General features: G+C 51.6%; 17 protein-coding genes. All 17 read left to right on the top strand.

Going from position 1 to position 17534, the window contains the following annotated elements:
* Positions 1-26 precede the first annotated feature (26 nt).
* The 17 genes from galU to KSF73_15695 all read left to right on the top strand — a co-directional run bounded on the left by galU (position 27) and on the right by KSF73_15695 (position 17530).
* The gene (galU, locus tag KSF73_15615) at positions 27-908 is read left to right on the top strand and encodes a UTP--glucose-1-phosphate uridylyltransferase GalU (protein ID MBV1777147.1); all 882 of its coding nucleotides are present in this window, start codon (positions 27-29) and stop codon (positions 906-908) included.
* A gap of 100 nt (positions 909-1008) precedes the next feature.
* Positions 1009-1755, top strand: a complete 747-nt coding sequence (locus KSF73_15620; GenBank protein MBV1777148.1) for an S-methyl-5'-thioinosine phosphorylase — start codon at positions 1009-1011, stop codon at positions 1753-1755.
* On the top strand, positions 1745-2263 hold the full coding sequence (gene def / locus KSF73_15625) for a peptide deformylase (GenBank protein MBV1777149.1): 519 nt from the start codon (positions 1745-1747) through the stop codon (positions 2261-2263). The genes KSF73_15620 and def overlap by 11 nt, the downstream gene beginning before the upstream one ends.
* Positions 2264-2409: 146 nt before the next feature.
* A complete protein-coding gene (locus KSF73_15630; GenBank protein MBV1777150.1) occupies positions 2410-2847 on the top strand; it encodes a hypothetical protein in 438 nt (145 codons plus the stop codon).
* A 25-nt stretch (positions 2848-2872) separates the two neighbouring features.
* Positions 2873-3370 (top strand): hypothetical protein, encoded by a 498-nt coding sequence (locus KSF73_15635; GenBank protein MBV1777151.1) that lies wholly within the window; start codon positions 2873-2875, stop codon positions 3368-3370.
* A gap of 269 nt (positions 3371-3639) precedes the next feature.
* Complete coding sequence (locus KSF73_15640; protein MBV1777152.1) at positions 3640-5757, top strand: DUF115 domain-containing protein; 2118 nt, start codon at positions 3640-3642, stop codon at positions 5755-5757.
* Positions 5750-6745, top strand: coding sequence for a UDP-N-acetylglucosamine 4,6-dehydratase (inverting) (gene pseB, locus KSF73_15645; GenBank protein MBV1777153.1), 996 nt, complete (start codon positions 5750-5752; stop codon positions 6743-6745). Before KSF73_15640 ends, pseB begins: the two co-directional genes overlap by 8 nt.
* Positions 6742-7902, top strand: coding sequence for a UDP-4-amino-4,6-dideoxy-N-acetyl-beta-L-altrosamine transaminase (gene pseC / locus KSF73_15650; GenBank protein MBV1777154.1), 1161 nt, complete (start codon positions 6742-6744; stop codon positions 7900-7902). Before pseB ends, pseC begins: the two co-directional genes overlap by 4 nt.
* Positions 7903-7965: 63 nt before the next feature.
* Complete coding sequence (gene pseF / locus KSF73_15655; GenBank protein ID MBV1777155.1) at positions 7966-8676, top strand: pseudaminic acid cytidylyltransferase; 711 nt, start codon at positions 7966-7968, stop codon at positions 8674-8676.
* Positions 8676-9803, top strand: coding sequence for a UDP-2,4-diacetamido-2,4,6-trideoxy-beta-L-altropyranose hydrolase (gene pseG, locus KSF73_15660; GenBank protein MBV1777156.1), 1128 nt, complete (start codon positions 8676-8678; stop codon positions 9801-9803). The genes pseF and pseG overlap by 1 nt, the downstream gene beginning before the upstream one ends.
* A gap of 19 nt (positions 9804-9822) precedes the next feature.
* Complete coding sequence (gene pseI / locus KSF73_15665) at positions 9823-10866, top strand: pseudaminic acid synthase (GenBank protein ID MBV1777157.1); 1044 nt, start codon at positions 9823-9825, stop codon at positions 10864-10866.
* 325 nt (positions 10867-11191) lie between these two features.
* Complete coding sequence (locus tag KSF73_15670; protein MBV1777158.1) at positions 11192-13354, top strand: hypothetical protein; 2163 nt, start codon at positions 11192-11194, stop codon at positions 13352-13354.
* A gap of 121 nt (positions 13355-13475) precedes the next feature.
* The gene (locus KSF73_15675) at positions 13476-13880 is read left to right on the top strand and encodes a flagellar protein FlaG (GenBank protein MBV1777159.1); all 405 of its coding nucleotides are present in this window, start codon (positions 13476-13478) and stop codon (positions 13878-13880) included.
* A gap of 52 nt (positions 13881-13932) precedes the next feature.
* Positions 13933-16131: a flagellar filament capping protein FliD gene (fliD, locus tag KSF73_15680; GenBank protein ID MBV1777160.1), complete on the top strand. Its 2199-nt coding sequence runs from the start codon at positions 13933-13935 to the stop codon at positions 16129-16131.
* A gap of 40 nt (positions 16132-16171) precedes the next feature.
* Entirely contained in the window at positions 16172-16654 is a 483-nt protein-coding gene (gene fliS, locus KSF73_15685) for a flagellar export chaperone FliS (protein ID MBV1777161.1), read from the top strand.
* Between the two features lie 80 nt (positions 16655-16734).
* Complete coding sequence (locus KSF73_15690; protein ID MBV1777162.1) at positions 16735-17082, top strand: hypothetical protein; 348 nt, start codon at positions 16735-16737, stop codon at positions 17080-17082.
* A gap of 52 nt (positions 17083-17134) precedes the next feature.
* Positions 17135-17530 (top strand): DUF2802 domain-containing protein, encoded by a 396-nt coding sequence (locus KSF73_15695; protein ID MBV1777163.1) that lies wholly within the window; start codon positions 17135-17137, stop codon positions 17528-17530.
* Positions 17531-17534 lie beyond the last annotated feature (4 nt).

Genomic DNA, 17534 nt, shown 5'->3' on the forward strand with positions numbered 1-17534 from the left:
GAATTTGGATAAGGATGCAAAACGTCATGCGTAAGGTTACTAAGGCGGTTTTTCCGGTAGCAGGTCTGGGAACTCGTTTCCTGCCGGCCACTAAGGCCAGTCCTAAGGAAATGTTGAATGTTGTAGATAAACCTTTGATTCAATATGCTGTTGAAGAAGCTGTTGCAGCCGGTATTACCGATCTTATCTTTGTGACTGGTCGGAACAAGCGCTCCATCGAAGATCACTTCGATAAGGCATACGAACTGGAAAACGAACTCGCCGCTAAGAACAAGCAGGCGCTGCTCGACATGGTGCGCAATATCATCCCGAAAAACGTAACATGTGCGTATGTCCGCCAATCTGAAGCCCTGGGCCTGGGGCACGCCGTGCTGTGTTCACGTCCTTTGGTGGGCGATGAGCCATTTGCGGTTATTTTGGCTGACGATTTGATCGATGCCGATGTGCCGGTCATGCGCCAGATGGTTGATCTCTACCATGACACCCATAGTTCGGTGATAGGGGTAGAGGAAGTGCCGCACGAAGATACAAGCTCATACGGTATTGTTTCCACAGAGCTGAATGACAAGGGGCTGCAGAAGGTTGTTGGCATCGTCGAGAAGCCAAAGCCAGAAGAAGCACCTTCGAATCTGGCTGTGGTTGGCCGTTATGTGTTGTCGCCCCGCATTTTCAGGCATCTGATCAATGCCAAGCCGGGTAAGGGGGGCGAAATCCAGCTGACTGATGCAATTGCAGCACTTCTGGAAGAAGAACGTGTCATTGCACATCCATTTGCTGGACAGCGCTTTGACTGCGGCAACAAGCTAGGGTACCTTCAGGCTACGCTGTCTTACGGGTGCAAGCATCCGGAAATCGGCACTGAGTTTTCAAACTTCCTCAGCGATTTCTGCCGCACCCACGTGCTGTAAACGCGGTTATCCCCGTTTCCCAAACCCGCGTCAGGCTGCGTGCCTCACGCGGGTTTTTTATGGGGACTATCAATTTAACCGTTCATGAAAGAGTATTCGAATGCTGGCAATTTTGGGAGGCACTGGCCTCGCACGATTAAAAAACCTCAATATTACGCATCGTCAGGTAGTGCGGACGCCGTATGGCGAGCCCTCTGGCGCACTGACTTTTGGTGAAGTAAATGATCACCATGTGGTATTCCTAGCTCGACACGGCTACGGACATACCATTCCTCCGCACCAGATTAACTATCGCGCCAATATCTGGGCGCTTGCCGATCTGGGGGTGAAGCGCGTCGTCTCCATTTGTACGGTGGGGGGGATTCGTGAAGATTTGGCACCGGGTACGCTGGTGGTACCCGATCAACTGATTGATTACACATGGGGACGTGCGCACACCTTCTTTGACGGTGGCGAAAAGCCGGTGACACACATCGACTTTACCGAACCCTATTGCCCTAAGCTCCGTGCGCGAATTTTGAAGGCTGCACGCGGTGCACATCAACGCGTGATGGATGGTGCGGTATATGCGGCAACGCAAGGTCCGCGTCTTGAGACGGCCGCTGAAATCAACCGGTTGGGACGCGATGGCGCAGATATCGTCGGGATGACTGCAATGCCCGAAGCCGGTCTGGCGCGCGAGGCAGGTTTGAGCTATGCGGCGATTGCCGTCGTGGCAAACTGGGCAGCTGGTCGTGGCGATAGCCGTCAGCATGTTGACCTTGGCGCAGCTGAATCAGTCTATGGTGAAGCCATGGAAAGTGTTCATAGCATTCTCGATTTATTGGTGAAAGTCGATGGCGATTAAACCTGTCACCCGCATGGGGGCTGCGGTATTAAGAGAAACGGCAGCACCGGTTACACAGTTTGGCTCTGATGATCTCCTGGCGATCGTTCAGGATCTGAAAGATACGATGGCTGCTGAAAATGGAGCAGGCATTGCTGCGCCACAAATTGGCGTGGGCATCCAGCTTGTGATATTCGGTGGCTTCAAAAGTAGTCGCTATCCAGATGCCGAAGACATCCCATTTACTGTTCTATGCAATCCAACCGTGACACCACTCGATAATGATATCGAAGAGGCATGGGAGGGATGCTTGAGCGTGCCGGGTATGCGTGGTCTGGTACCACGTCATGCCAGCGTGCGCTATCAGGGCTTTGATGAGTTCGGGCAGGTAATCGATCGCACCGTAGCGGGATTTCATGCGCGTGTGGTTCAGCACGAATGTGATCACCTTTTTGGTATGTTGTATCCTATGCGGGTGCGCGATTTGCGCAATTTCGGCTACGAGCAGGAATTGTTTCCGCTCCGCTGATATCGTTGATTCATGATTGGTTCACATTCACCGGCGTAAATTCTGTCTCTAATGTCGACAAAGCCGAACCAAAGGGATTTGCGTCAATCTAAACAGACGTAGGTTGCCATCTTGGCTGACTTGAAACGCGTCAGGAGGACTCAATCATGAATCGCAGCAAAGTATGGGCCACACTTGCTGGTGTGGCGCTCGCTTCTTCGGCATTGTCGGCGCATGCTGCCCACTGGCATGGCCATTTTCATCATCGCGATGTCACAGTCTGGCGGGGTGGATACTGGCACCACGGGCCGCACCTTGGGCGGGATGGATGGTGGTGGGTAGTGGGGAGTGGCTGGTATCTGTATCCGGATCCAGTGTACCCCTATCCGGATTTTTATCGCCCACCTGTAGTGGTTGAGCGCGTTCAGATTGAATCCCAGTCGCAATCGCCATCTCTGCTTCCGCAGCAGCAGTATTGGTATTTCTGTGAAGATACCAGGCAATACTATCCCTATGTGTCGACATGCAGTAGCGGGTGGAAGCCTGTTCCCGTGACGCCGCCTGTAGCTGTCGATACGCCAGCAACACCCAATACAAACAAATGATGTAAATCTAAGGGAGGAAAACTAGATGAAACGATTAATGGCATGTATTCCTGCAGCGGCTATCATGCTGGGCGGCTGTGCAACGCCGCGTGTGCCGACAGGCCCGACTGTTGCAGTGATGCCCGCGCCTGGCAAACCTTATGAAGTTTTCCAGGATGAGGAGCGGCAATGTCGCTCCAATGCATTAAGTGCGGCAAATGGTATGCAGAATTCGGGTGCCGATGAAAAGGTCGCAGCATCGATGATTGCGGGCGCTGCATTGGGCGCTGCGGCTGGCGCGCTGATTGGCGATAACCACCAAAGTGCAGGTGCAGGGGCGGGTGTGGGTATGCTAATGGGTGCTGTCAGTGGCGGGTCGTCGATTAGTCAGTCAAATCACGATGCGCAGTGGCAGTACAATAATACGTACAAGCAATGTATGTATGCGAAGGGGAATCAGGTACCGGGCTATGCCGCACCCGCGTTGCCGCCGCCCCCACCGCCAGCAGGGCCTGCTCCAAAGCCTCCCGCTACACCACAATAATCATGACATTGTTGTGACGTAATGCAGACAACGCCGGATATCCTCCGGCGTTTTTTCTTGTTGAGTCGATTGCTGCTGACTATGGTAAATCATAAGGCCAATTGAACATACAAACAGGCTAATCGATATCGAGGGAAGTTTTTCAACTAGCGGTGATTCTCCCACTGCGTCTTTCCCGCCTATCTGATTGGTCTGGCCTGAATATTGCTAAAGAACTTTGGGCGGCGCGTTTTGCCGACTGGTTTGAATAATGCGACGGGAAGACAAGCATGAATAATCTGGGTCAGGCGGTCATCAAACGAATTGAGGCGACATATCAGGCCAATTATCTCTGGCTGGAATCAGCCGCACCAGAGGTGTTTCAGGCCTTGGAACATCCATCTCAGCGTACGGTCGACTTGGCACCGGATGAGAAAGGGACAATTCAGATCGTACTGAATGATCCCGATTTTGGTCGTGTGGATGTACCCCTTGCGGCATTATGGGGTGCAACCGCCATCCAGATTAAAGAGATGGAGGGTCCGCTGCGCTCTGTCGTTCGTGTTAATAGCACATTCGATGTGAACCCTGATGAAGCTTCTACAGCGAATGGCGGCAACCGCGAGCGCTCGTGGCTCGAAAACATATATGGTCAGGATATCTCGCGCGGGCCAACTATGGCATTGCGACAGGCGTTCGCAAAAATTCGCCCGGATGAAATACCCACTTACCCTCAATTTGGGAAGGGATTTATCCCGATTTTAATCGTGATCGGCGTGGGCGATGGTTGGCAACTGGAACGGCTGATTGACCGTTTTGATGTACGCCATCTGATCGTTGCAGATTACGATCCAACCGGCATGAAAATGGCGATGTGTTTTACCGATTTTATCGGACTGGCTGATCGTTGTGCTGCAGAGAATCGTCAGCTGACCTTGATTCTTGAGCGCAGTCCAGAGCAACTGGCGCACAATATTACCAGTAGCATTGTTAAATACTGGCCGCCCTATTTTGTACATGGAGCAGCATTCTTCCATGGCGTTCAGGTGCTTGAAGATACCGAACAGCTTAAGAACCGTCTGGGTGATGCCATGCGTATGGTTCACATTGGCTGGGGCTTCTTTGAGGATGAATTGGCTTCGCTGCGCCACTCGTGGTTTAACTTGCGTAAAAATCAGTTCCCCATTTGCCGCAGGGTTGAAAAAAGCGGCAAAGCTTGCCGGGCAATTGTCTGCGGGGCAGGGCCCTCGCTTGATTACATGATTCCCTTCATCAAGGAAAATCAGGATGAAATGGTGGTTATTTCGTGCGGCACTGCGCTGAGGGCGCTTTACCGGAACGGTATCAAACCAGATCTCCATATTGAAATTGAACGACCGGCTAGCCAGATCGACACCTTTAAGCAACAGGCGCCACTCGACTATTTAAAATCACTGACAGTGGTGATACCGCCACTGCTCTATCCGGAAATCGCTAATGTCGCAGGTGAAGTGTTGATGCTTGGTAAGGCCAAGGACACTGCATCTCACGCCTTGCTTGGGGATCAACTGCAGTTTGTGACCGGACCTACCGTCACCAATGCAGCAATCTCGCTCTGTTCTGCGTTCGAGTTTGCCGAAGTAGTGCTATGTGGTGTTGACTATGGCTGGATTGATGCGGACAAGCATCATGCTGACGATACGATCTACCACAACGATGAGCAGTACCAATACGGTAAGCAAGGGGCGACCATGAATATGGCCAAATGGAAGCCCGAGGAATCGAGCATCCCGGTAAAGGGAAACTTCCGCGATCAAGTTATGACCAGTGTGGTATTCGATGCTGCGCGGCGTACAGCTGAATCGGTGATGGTGAATTGCCCTGCAACGCGATTCTTTAATACGGCGGATGGTGCTGCGATGACAGGAACATATCCGCTGAAACTCGATAATCCAGGTATTAAGTTACGCTCGCTCGGCGGAGATAAGTCGGCATTCATGGCAAGTTTCCGTAGCTGCTTCGAGCAAATGGACGTTGAAACGCTAGATCAGCGATCGGTCGCATTTACCCATAATGTCGATGCCTACATTGATTATTTGCTATCACAAATCCCCGAGCAGATTGATTCGCGAGAGGATCTTCTGGGCATGCTTGCGACACTGCGGGTAGATCGGGAGCCGGATAACCCTGAATATCGTGCGGTCTGGGTTGCAATCAGCGGCAGCCTGCTGGTTTATTTCAGATTGGTATATGCAATGAGTTGCGGGTTGGAAGAGGAGGCAAAGATTCGGGAGTTGGCAGTAGCAGCCATCGAGAATCTCAAGCTTTTCCTATCCCGCATGAAGGAAGAGCTGAAGCACTGGGAAACATGGCCAGAAGGCTTCGAGCCTCAAATCGAGCATGCTGAAGAGGGTCTCGCATATGTTTGATAATAAATCGATTCTCGTCACTGGCGGCACGGGCTCATTTGGACGTCGTTTTGTCCGGCATATGCTTGAGCGATACGATGTGCGCAGACTCATTGTATTTTCTCGCGATGAACTCAAGCAATATGAGATGCAGCAGGAGTTCAATGCGCCATGCATGCGCTATTTTATTGGCGATGTTCGCGATGGCGAACGCTTGCGTTATGCCATGCGAGATGTGCAGTTTGTAGTGCATGCCGCTGCGCTAAAGCAGGTGCCTGCTGCGGAATACAATCCGACTGAATGTGTTCGTACGAATGTGACAGGCGCGGAGAATGTTATCAAGGCAGCAATTGAAAATGGCGTAGAGAAAGTCATTGCCCTGTCTACAGATAAGGCTGCGAGCCCGATCAATCTATATGGCGCGACTAAGCTTGTTTCGGACAAATTGTTTGTTGCAGGCAATAATATTGTTGGCGCACATAAAACACGGTTTTCGGTGGTACGTTATGGCAATGTGGTCGGATCACGCGGATCTGTCGTGCCATTTTTCCGAAAACTGATTGCCGAAGGGGCGCGAGAGCTACCGATTACCGATGAGCGTATGACCCGATTCTGGATCACCCTGGATCAGGGCGTGGAGTTTGTCATCAAGAATTTCGCTCGGATGCACGGTGGCGAAACGTTTGTGCCCAAGATTCCGTCCGTGCGTATTACGGATCTCGCCCGTGTAATGGCGCCTGATTTGCCATTTAAGCTAATCGGGATTCGTCCCGGCGAAAAGCTGCATGAATTGATGGTGCCGGTTGATGCGGCGTTCCAGACCTTGGAGTTTGATGATCACTATGTCATCAAGCCTACGATCCAGTTTTCCGACCGAGTCAATTATCTGTTGAATCAGATTGGGGAGCGGGGTGTGCCCGTCGATGATCAGTTTGAATATAGCTCGGCGACAAATGCCTGGTTTTTGAATGACGACGAAATTCATGCATTGAACGAGTCGCAAAAATGATTCCCTATGGCCGGCAATCAATTGATCAGGCAGATCTGGATGCGGTGCGTGCCGTTCTGGAAAGCGATTTCCTGACCCAAGGGCCGGCGGTACCTAGCTTTGAACATGCACTCAGTGCACTCTGTCAGGGGGCGCATGCTGTTGCGGTCAATAGTGCGACATCGGCGTTGCATATCGCTTACCTCGGATTGGGCGTTTCGCCCGGCAAGCGGGTCTGGACGAGTCCGATTACATTTGTGGCCACAGCAAATGCAGCGCTGATGTGCGGGGCAACGGTAGATTTTGTGGATGTGGACTTTGCTACGGGCAATCTATCTGTCGAGGCGCTGACTCAAAAGCTTTCGCAAGCCGAAGTAAATGGCACGCTGCCGGATGTGGTGGTGCCGGTACACTTTGCAGGCGTGCCATGTGATATGGCGCGCATTCACCAGTTGGCACTTAGGTACGGGTTTAAGATTGTTGAAGATGCATCGCATGCAATCGGGTCAAGCGATACACGTGGCCCCACTGGCGCCTGCTGTTTTTCTGATGCAACCGTATTTAGCTTTCACCCTGTGAAAATCATTACAACGGGTGAAGGTGGCGCTGTGCTGTCACGGGATCGTGGCTTGACTGAGCGAATGGCAAGTTTGCGTAGTCATGGCATTACCCGCGATGCCAATCTCATGCGGGGCGAACCTGATGGCGCGTGGTATTACCAGCAACTGGAATTGGGTTACAACTACCGGATGACAGATATCCAGGCGGCACTCGGCCTTAGCCAGATCAAGAAAATAGATACCTTTCTAACCCAGAGACGGTTTTTGGTTGAGCGCTATCATCGATTGCTTAAGCAATTGCCTGTGCAATGTCCGGCCATCGAAGGGCTGAATCAATCCGCCTGGCATCTCTACACTGTTCAGTTGCATGATGCATCCATTCGAGGGAAAACTTTCGAGGCACTTCGACTGGCTGGCATAGGGGTAAATGTGCATTACATACCTGTATATTTGCAGCCGTATTATCAGGATTTGGGATTCAGGCCAGGGCATTGCCCGGTCGCCGAGCGCTTTTATCAGGCCTCGATTACGCTTCCGCTTTTTCCGGCCATGACCGAGTCCATGCAAGATCGCGTGGTTGCAGCGCTCAAGGCTTCTTTAGACACCGTGCCTGCTTAGTTTCATAGTCAGTTAAACCGCGCCAGATTTTTATTGTCGGCAAACCTGTGGACGGTGAACGCAATGTCCCATGTCGCGATTATTCCTGCTCGAGGCGGCAGCAAGCGGATTCCCCGCAAAAATGTTCGTCTGTTTCATGGTAAACCCATGATTGTGTGGTCAATAGAGGCGGCAAAACAAAGCCACTGTTTTGATCGAATCGTGGTATCAACGGATGATGAGGAGATTGCCGGGATTGCGTTGCAGGCAGGCGCTGAGGTACCTTTTTTGCGGCCTTCCCATCTGGCCGATGATCATAGTGGAACGGTTCCTGTTGTAGCGCATGCCATGGCCGAGCTTGGCAATTTGCCTACTGATGCGCTGATCTGCTGCATCTATGCAACCGCGCCCTTCATCCTGCCGGAAGACCTGAGACAAGGCTGTGCTTTAATGCTCGAACGCCAGGCAGACTATGCATTTCCGGTGACGACATTTCCTTTCCCAATTCAACGTGCACTGAGGCTTGATCCGCAGAGCGGTGCAAGCATGTTTTGGCCGGAGCATGCCGGAACGCGATCTCAGGATTTACCGACTGCGTGGCATGATGCCGGACAATTCTACTGGGGTACCCAGCAGGCATGGACAAGCGGGATTCATCCGTTTCAAGCGAATGCGGTTGCCGTACCCATTCCCCGCCATCGTGTGCAGGATATTGATGTGCCAGAAGACTGGAAAAGAGCAGAGGTACTGCATCGGGTACTTGCGGATATGGATACAGTGGGAGTACCGGACTGATGAGCATGCGCATTGCCATTCGCGCGGATGCGTCCGGGTGGATAGGCACCGGGCATATCGTACGGTGTGTCACGCTCGCTCAGGTGCTTCGCGCGCGCGGACATGTTGTGGCGTTTGTCTGCCGAACGGATATGGGGCATCGTTGCGACTGGATCGAACAAGCCGGCCTGGCGGTTTATCGTTTGCCCAGCCCAGCACTCAATGGTGATTGGGTCATCGGATCTCCGCAGTCTTTAGACTGGGAGACGGATGCACGCCAGACGATTGACGCACTGCGAACCTTTGCCCCTGATGTGCTGATTGTGGATCACTATGGACTGGATGGGCATTGGGAGTCCGCTGTCAAAGGTGCTCTGGGGGTATCCAATCTCATGGTTCTGGATGATTTGGCCAATCGCCCACATGCATGCGATCTCTTACTTGATCAAAACTTGCTGGATGATCAGAACTCCCGCTACATCAAATTGGTTCCAGAGGCGTGCCAATTGTTGCTCGGCCCACATTTTGCCATCCTGCACTCCGACTATGTGCAATGTCGTCAGCAGCGACAAAAACGCATGAAGGAGCGGCGCCAATCAGATCCTCTCCAGATGATGGCTAGCTTTGGCGGTACAGACCGGTGGCATCTCTGTCTGAAGCTGGCAAAGGCATACGCTGAACTAGCGCCATCCAGTTTACAGATGGATATCATCCTGTCCCCGACTCATGAGGACTGGGCTGTGCTTCTTGAACTGTCTGAACATGTTCCCGGATTGAATCTTTTGCCGCCACAAGCAGGCTTGGCACACATAATGGCCGCATCTGATGTGGCGATTGGAGCGGGCGGAACCACTACATGGGAACGGCTTTGTATGGGATTGCCGACACTGGTGGTTACGGTGGCGGAAAATCAGAAAGTGATTGCAGCCTGGCTAGACAGGCTAGGGCTGATCAAACTGCTTGGTTCGGCAGATGAGGTAAGTGAAAAAGATTGGCAAGTAGCACTCACTGCCATTCGCGATACGCGCGGATTAATTCTGAGTCACACGCCCGAGCAGCTTATGGGTGTAGTGGATGGGCTGGGTGCTGAGCGTGTAGCGTATGCGCTTGAATCAGCATGCGCCATATCGCTTGAACAGGTGCGCTAGCTTGGCACGAGGAGGAAGTATGCGGATAGGGACGCGACAGATAGGCTCAGATCATCCCCCCTTTATCATTGCGGAGATGAGTGGAAATCATAATCAATCGCTCGATCGAGCGCTGGCTATTGTCGATGCAGCAGCGGCGGCTGGTGCACATGCGCTCAAGCTGCAAACCTATACAGCCGACACCATGACGCTTGATCTGGACGAAGGTGAGTTCCATATCAGTCAGGGCGATAGTCTGTGGAAGGGGCAGTCGCTTTATTCGCTATACCTGCAGGCATATACCCCTTGGGAATGGCATGCACCCATATTCGAGCGCGCCAAGTCATTAGGCATGCTGGCGTTTTCGACGCCATTTGATGAAACGGCCGTCGATTTTTTGCAGAGTCTGGATGTACCTGCCTTCAAGATTGCCAGTTTTGAAAATACCGATTTACCGCTTATTCGTAAAGTAGCGGCAACGGGTAAGCCCATAATCATTTCCACTGGTATGGCGACGGTTGCCGAGCTGGATGAGTCTGTTCGAGTCGCTAGGCTGGCAGGCTGTGAAGACATCGTACTGCTTAAATGTACCAGCACGTATCCGGCCTCCCCTGTACACACCAACCTGCGAACCATCCCTCATCTACGCGAATTATTTGGGTGTGAGGTCGGTCTATCTGACCACACCATGGGAGTAGGGGCATCGGTCGCGGCTGTCGCGCTCGGCGCAAGCGTGATCGAGAAACATTTCACACTAAATCGAGCCGATGGGGGAGTCGATTCAACCTTTTCACTTGAACCGCAGGAATTATCCGCACTGGTCACAGAGTCTCTTCGTGCGTGGGAGGCGATGGGCAAGGTGGTGTACGGTCCGACATCGGTAGAAAAGGCTTCTTTGGCCTATCGCCGCTCACTGTATGTCGTTAAGGATATTGCTGCGGGAGAGACCGTGACGGCGGATTGCGTGAAGGCGATCCGTCCCGGACACGGATTACCGCCGGGGATGATTGAAATGGTACTCGGTAGAAAGGCTGCGCGCGCGATTAGGCGCGGCACACCCGTCTCATGGGACTTATTGAGCTAAGCACTCTCGCGATATCTAGGTACGCATCCTCTGGCGAGCCGCACTGTTGTGCGGCTCGAGTCATTTAAGGGCGGCAAAGGCTTCCATGCCGGACGGCAAAAATGACCATTGGTCGGATTGAAGCCCTCGACGGTAAAAATTGCCGCTCTGCGCCTAAAGTTTGCCGCCCCACTGACGATAAGTGGCCTAGGAAGTGGTCTGAATGGCCACCCGTTGAAAGGTCCAGGCAGGCAATCATTGCCGACCCGAATTCGACAGGTAGCGCAGAACATGGATTTACTGGCTCCGGACAGGCAAGTCGAGCCTTCACACTCAGGAGATTGTCATGGCTTTAGTGCTTAACACCAATATTGCCTCCCTCCAGGCACAGTATGCGTTGAACAGCTCGCAGATGGGGCTGCAAAAATCCCTTCAACGTCTGTCAACTGGCCTGCGTATCAACAGTGCGGCTGATGATGCTGCCGGACTGGCCATTTCGGATGGGATGACTGCACAAATAAACGGCTTGAACCAAGCCGCCCAAAACGCCACAGATGGTGTGTCGCTGACACAGACTGCAGGTAGCGGCCTGCAATCGATCGGCAACATTCTGCAACGTATGCGTCAACTGGCTGTTCAGGCATCTAACGGTACCAACACCGACTCGAACCGTCAGGACATCCAAACAGAAATTTCCCAGCTCTATTCGGAAATCGACCGCATCTCGAGCTCCGCGCAGTTTAACGGGATTAACCTGTTTTCTGGCACCACAGCGACCAAGCCGATTACCTTGCAAGTAGGTGCAAATGCAGGACAGCAAATGAGCTTCACGATTGGTGAAGTCAGTACTAAGACATTATCGCTGAATTCCACCATTAGCTCTGGATCACTGACCTCCGGCCGCCTGGGTGCCTTCTCTCAAGGTAGCACACTGGGTATCGTGCTGAATGGTATTCAGGTATCGTTCTCTTCCAATATTGTGGGCGGTGGTGGTCAACCGGTTGTCTCCAATATTGTGTCGCAGATCAATGCCTACTCAGGACAGAGTGGTGTGACCGCTTCAGCGTTTAACAACGTGCAGGGCGCAACCGCGACTGTATCGGTTAATTCGACTGTCAGCGGGCTGCAAATCAAAGTGGGTGGCGGCACTGCAACCACCATCAACAATGCGTCTACCCTGTCGCAATTGGTTGATAATATCAATCAGCAAGTGGCGGGTGTGACGGCAAGCATTGGCCAGAACGGCAACCTGGTGCTGAATAACACCACGGGTGATCGAATTGAAATTGGCGGCAATGTTGCTAACTCCGGTATGACCGCCGGCACATACGAAGGCTATCTCTCCTTCAAGAGCGCAGGCGGACAGCCGATCTCTGTTGCTGCAGGTATCAATCCTTCCTCGGGTAGTTCGAGCAATGTAACTGGCAAGGACAGCCTGAACGCTCTGGGTCTGAATCAAACTGCAGGCAATGGGGTGGTAGTGACAGGGTCGCGTGTCTTCAAGGAAGGTTCTGGATACACTATCTTCTCCAAGAGCTCCGGTGGCTCTGCTGTATATGACCCGACAAAGAACACCACTGATATCGTCAAGATTAATGGGGTACTGGTTGGTGCCGCCAATACTCGTGCAGCATCTGACATGGCACAGGCAATTAACCAGATATCCGGTCAGACTGGTGTCACTGCATCGGCCTCTACTTCGGTTGCGCTGAGCTTGCGTCTGAACAAGTTGTCTGGTGGTATCACCATCAACGGCAACAAGATTGCGTTCTCGGCGATGTCTACCGACCACAGCGATCTGGCAAAGGTTGTTCAGAAGATCAACAATTCCGGTCTGGCTGGTATTGTGGCAAGTGCAGATCAGACATCCGGTCGTTTGGTACTGACTTCGTCGTCCGGTGTGGATATCAAGGTGCAGAATACCTCTACCAACTCCGGTATTACAGCCGCTTACCGCAAAGCGTCTGATACGACCGCCATGGTGTCCGGTATCACCAGTACCTTCGTCGTGATTCGCGGCGAGATCTCGCTGAAGGGTGTAAATGGTCGTTCGGTTCAGATTGATGGCGCAGGCACCGAAGGTACCTTCAGTACCTTCTCCAAGGCTCTGTCGATTCTGTCACCCTACAACAACAGTGGCTTGAAGAAGTTTGGTCTGGTGTCGGAAAACAGTCAGTCTGCAACGGGTGTGGGTTCGGCAGCTGCTGGCTTGAGTGTGACGACAGTGGAAGGTGCAAACGCTGCCCTGACTGCCATCGATAATGCAATCAAGATTGTCGATACCAAGCAGTCTGAGCTGGGTGCACTGCAAAACCGCCTCACAGCAACAGTGTCTAATCTGCAAGTCACTTCGCAGAATATGGCCAAGGCACGTAGCGGCGTACAGGATACCGACTTCGCATCGGAAACTGCAAACATGACTCGTCAGCAGATTCTGCAACAAGCCGGTACGGCAATGTTGGCTCAAGCCAACTCCCTGCCAAACAGCATCCTGAGCCTCTTGAAGTAAGCTGAGCGGGGCTAGGGTGACAGGTCCCTGACCGCTGGTAAGGGAAAGGGACCAAAAATGTAACTTCAAAGCCCCGGTACGTTAAACTCGTATCGGGGCGAAGTTGCGAGGAGTAAAAACCATGCAATTAAATGTCAATGGTGTCGCTGCGGTCGCAGCAACTCAGGATCTGGCAAGCAAGAGCGGGACTGCAACAGCACAAACGGGTGCCAATATTGCAAACCAGCTTCAGGAAGCATCGGCTTCCGCGCATGCAGAGGCCAGTCACCGCACAGGTAGTGCGGGCGCTACGGAATCCGCCACGTCTGGCGCGGTGAATGAAGCTGTATCCAAGCTAAATAGCATGACATCGGCGCTGAATGTCAGTTTGAAATTCTCGGTCGATCCAGAGTCCAAAAAGAATATTGTCCGGGTGGTGGATTCAGAGAATCAGCAGGTGATTCGGCAAATTCCCTCGGAGGAAGCGGTGTCTATCGCCAAGGCGATTGATCGCTTCCAGGGGCTGTTGATTCGTAGTCAGGCTTGATGGCGCACAAATTGCTTGCATCGAGTCCAGTTTAGCTGCTGGAGAAAGCATCATGACTACTTCGTCTACCGGATCAACAAGTTCAAGCACGTCTAGCTCGGTTGCAAACACCCTTGCATCCAATCTTATTTCGAGCTTGTCAGGCAATAGCTCGTCCAGTTCGGGCCTCATTCAAGCCCAAGGGATTGGTTCAGGCTTGGATATCGGCAGCATCATCAGTAAATTGATGACGGTTGAGAGCTTGCCACTGACCATGATTCAGCAGAGATCCAGCGAGCTCGTGAAAAAGAATCTTGCTTACACCGCTATTCAAACAGCGGTCGCATCATTCGAGAAGGCTAGTACCGCCATGAGTGCGACTAGTCTGTATCAGAATTATTCGGCAACAGTAGCAAATAGCTCATTAGCCAGTGTGACCGCCACCTCTGCGGCGAATATCAATTCGTTTTCGCTTGAAGTCAACTCATTGGCCACCTCGCAACAATTAGAGAGCGGCGGGTTTGCAAGTGCCAATGCAACTGTTGGAACGGGAACCCTGAATATTTCGCTGGGTACCACAACGGGTACTTTGAATAACGGACAATATAGCGGTGGCGCGTTCACCGCCAATGCGAATGCCAATACTATCTCAATTAAAATTGACAGTACGAATAACTCATTAACGGGTGTAATGAATGCAATTAACGCCAGTAATTCTGGCGTGAAAGCCAGTATTCTGTATGATGGTAGTCAGTATCACTTGGTGATGGCGAGTCCCACTGGTGGTAATAATTCTATGAAGATTTCTGCGCTCGATAGTAATGGTAATGCGCTGACGAGCGGTAGTAATTTATCGCAAATGGCTTTTGATCCAACTGCTGCAGTGGGTAGCGGTCAGAATATGTTGCAGAACACTTCAGCTGCCAATGCCGCCCTAAAGATTAATGGCGTACCCGTGAGCTCTGCTAGTAATACGGTATCGAACGCATTGTCAGGCGTGACCATTAATTTGCTACAGGCATCGACGGGTAATCCTACAACGGTTTCCATTAGTCAAAACCAGACAGCAATTACGACTGCAGCGCAGAATTTTGTCAGTGCTTATAATAATGTCGTGAGTGTGATTAACCAGTATTCATCATTTGATGGCGCCACTGGTACGGCGGGAATTTTAAATGGTGATTTTTCGATCAAGCAAGTGCAAAGCCAGATTTCATCTGTCTTGAATACCTATAACGGTAGTGGCTCTTATAATTCGTTTGCAACTTTGGGATTCAATCTGGATGACCAGGGTAGTGGTCAGATGACGCTGGATACGGCTGCCTTTAATGCTGCACTGAGCAAAGACCCTAAATCAGTTGCATCTGTCATGTCTCAAGCGGGGAGCACCAGTACGACCCAACTTCAGTACATGAATGCATTGGCTGGTGTCCCAAGCGGAAGCTATCCGGTAAACGTCACGCAGCTGGCTACCCAGGGCAGCATTTCCGGCGGGGCTATCCCGAGTACAACTTTCGATAAAGATGGTTCTGGCAATCCGCTTTCATCCATTACAGTTCCGGCAAGCGGCCTGTCATTCGCGATCAATGTAAATGGTGTCAATTCAGGCACGATAAATATGCCAGGCGGTACGCATTATAGTGACGGAAATGCGCTGGCCAGCGATTTGCAGTCTAGAATTAATGCTGATTCTGTCTTGCAGGGAAATCTCGCAAGTGTGCAGGTCAGTTGGGATAGCGGGACTCAGGCACTCAAGTTTACTTCTAATTCGTACGGTACAACATCGGGCATCTATTTTCCATCCATTAATGGTCAATATTCAGCGTTTGCCAACATGCTTGGGCTCGCTAATCCAACACGGGTAAATGGTGTGGATGTGCAGGGAACAATCAATGGACTGGCTGCCAAGGGAGTGGGGCAGGTGTTGACGGCCTCAAGTGGTAATATTCAAGGTTTGCAGGTTAGAGTGTTAGGCCCTGATACAGGATCGGTTGGTTCCGTTAGCTATAGTGGCGGAACAATGAATCAATTGTCAAAATCACTGCAAGGTATGCTTTCAAAATCGGGCATCTTTGCAAATGCAACAAACTCCATCACTGATCAGATTAATCGTTTGAAAAGTGATGCGACAGATTGGCAAAGCAGATTGGCTAGCATAAAGTCAAACTACGAAAAGCAATTCACTGCGATGGATACTCTGGTATCGAAACTGCAAGCGACAGGAAATCAGCTAACACAAGCGATCAGTAGTTTAAATAAATCAAATAGCTAACAGAGCGGAGCACGCTGATCCAGACTTTCTGGAAAAGGACTTGACCAATATGCGCAATGCGGCAGGACGATATGCGGAAGTAGAATTGGCTACCCGGGTGGCCAGTGCGAGCCCTCATCAGCTCATTATAATGTTGTATGAGGGAGCCATTCAGTCTGTCATGCAGGCCAGGACTCATATGCAGGCCGGGCAACAGCAGGAAAAGGGATTGGCGATCAAACGGGCGATGTCTATTATCGAAGAGGGCCTGAGGCTGTCTCTGGATAAAAATGCCGGTGGCGAAATTGCGCAGAACTTGGACGACTTATATACATGGATGACGTTTCGTCTATTCTTTGGCAATGCTCAGAACGATGAAGAAAAGCTAAATGAAGTGTTAACTTTACTGGGGACATTGAAAAGTGCCTGGGAAGAGCTTGATTCTCGAGAGAGCAAAGAAAAAAACAAATCGCTTGACCAGATCATGGATTTGATCCCACCAGTTGAACGAAGTAGTCCAGCCAAAACATGGGGGCATGCCTAAATGTCGCTGCCGACCAAAAAATGCGCCATTGGCGCATTTTTTGCTTATAAAGCATGGGATTAGCGTGCTCGAGGATCATCATGACTCAGGATGTACAGACAGTAATGGATACCTGCCAGCGCTTGCTGGAAATTTCCCGCGAAATGATGGAAGTTGCGATGTCGGAAAAGTGGCAAGAATTGCCGGTTCTGGCGGAAGCTCAGGCAGAATTGTTGTCACAACTTAGATTGACGGATGCAGATATCGCCGAAATGCCCGATTCTGTTAGGCAGGAGATACAGGGTATTCTGTTTAAGATCAATGATGTGCATATAGATGCAACGCGTCGGGCAACCGCATGTCGGGCAGCATTGGCGGAAACGCTTGTTGAGATCGATCATTCATCTACAAGGAACCGTCGCTTGGGTATGACCTATCAGACCCGCTAGTATGAATACAGCGGGCCTGCTGTCCAGGCGCAATATGAGATCGAGGTAAGACATGAGTGCAATCGTGATTTCCTGGACGCAGTTGATCGTGCTGGCGGTAGTATTGGTGGCCGTGTACGTAGCGGAGGGATTGTGGTTCGCCAATCGAATGAATCGCCGCTCCAGTACGGATGTAAAAGTACAAAATGGTTCGCATGAGCTGATGCGGCAAGAGCTGAATGCGCTGCGCAAAGAGGTTCAGCAAATCAAGTCTGGACTCACGCCTGTTTCCATCGGCGTACATCATCAGGAGTCAGCCAAGCTGACTGAAGAACCTTCAGCCTACAATCAGGCCATTGTGCTGGCGAGACAAGGCCTGGATCCTGCAGCAGTGGCTGCAGGGTGTGGCATCTCCAGAGGAGAGGCTGAACTGATTATCGCGTTATATCGTTCAACGCGCTCATCCTGATCCG

The organism is Burkholderiaceae bacterium DAT-1 (assembly GCA_019084025.1).
GTDB lineage: Bacteria > Pseudomonadota > Gammaproteobacteria > Burkholderiales > Chitinimonadaceae > DAT-1.

Bases quoted from the DNA above. Each gene is read 5' to 3' on its own strand.
- galU (MBV1777147.1), top strand. From the start codon at position 27: ATGCGTAAGGTTACTAAGGCGGTTTTTCCGGTAGCAGGTCTGGGAACT.
- KSF73_15620 (MBV1777148.1), top strand. From the start codon at position 1,009: ATGCTGGCAATTTTGGGAGGCACTGGCCTCGCACGATTAAAAAACCTC.
- def (MBV1777149.1), top strand. From the start codon at position 1,745: ATGGCGATTAAACCTGTCACCCGCATGGGGGCTGCGGTATTAAGAGAA.
- KSF73_15630 (MBV1777150.1), top strand. From the start codon at position 2,410: ATGAATCGCAGCAAAGTATGGGCCACACTTGCTGGTGTGGCGCTCGCT.
- KSF73_15635 (MBV1777151.1), top strand. From the start codon at position 2,873: ATGAAACGATTAATGGCATGTATTCCTGCAGCGGCTATCATGCTGGGC.
- KSF73_15640 (MBV1777152.1), top strand. From the start codon at position 3,640: ATGAATAATCTGGGTCAGGCGGTCATCAAACGAATTGAGGCGACATAT.
- pseB (MBV1777153.1), top strand. From the start codon at position 5,750: ATGTTTGATAATAAATCGATTCTCGTCACTGGCGGCACGGGCTCATTT.
- pseC (MBV1777154.1), top strand. From the start codon at position 6,742: ATGATTCCCTATGGCCGGCAATCAATTGATCAGGCAGATCTGGATGCG.
- pseF (MBV1777155.1), top strand. From the start codon at position 7,966: ATGTCCCATGTCGCGATTATTCCTGCTCGAGGCGGCAGCAAGCGGATT.
- pseG (MBV1777156.1), top strand. From the start codon at position 8,676: ATGAGCATGCGCATTGCCATTCGCGCGGATGCGTCCGGGTGGATAGGC.
- pseI (MBV1777157.1), top strand. From the start codon at position 9,823: ATGCGGATAGGGACGCGACAGATAGGCTCAGATCATCCCCCCTTTATC.
- KSF73_15670 (MBV1777158.1), top strand. From the start codon at position 11,192: ATGGCTTTAGTGCTTAACACCAATATTGCCTCCCTCCAGGCACAGTAT.
- KSF73_15675 (MBV1777159.1), top strand. From the start codon at position 13,476: ATGCAATTAAATGTCAATGGTGTCGCTGCGGTCGCAGCAACTCAGGAT.
- fliD (MBV1777160.1), top strand. From the start codon at position 13,933: ATGACTACTTCGTCTACCGGATCAACAAGTTCAAGCACGTCTAGCTCG.
- KSF73_15690 (MBV1777162.1), top strand. From the start codon at position 16,735: ATGACTCAGGATGTACAGACAGTAATGGATACCTGCCAGCGCTTGCTG.
- KSF73_15695 (MBV1777163.1), top strand. From the start codon at position 17,135: ATGAGTGCAATCGTGATTTCCTGGACGCAGTTGATCGTGCTGGCGGTA.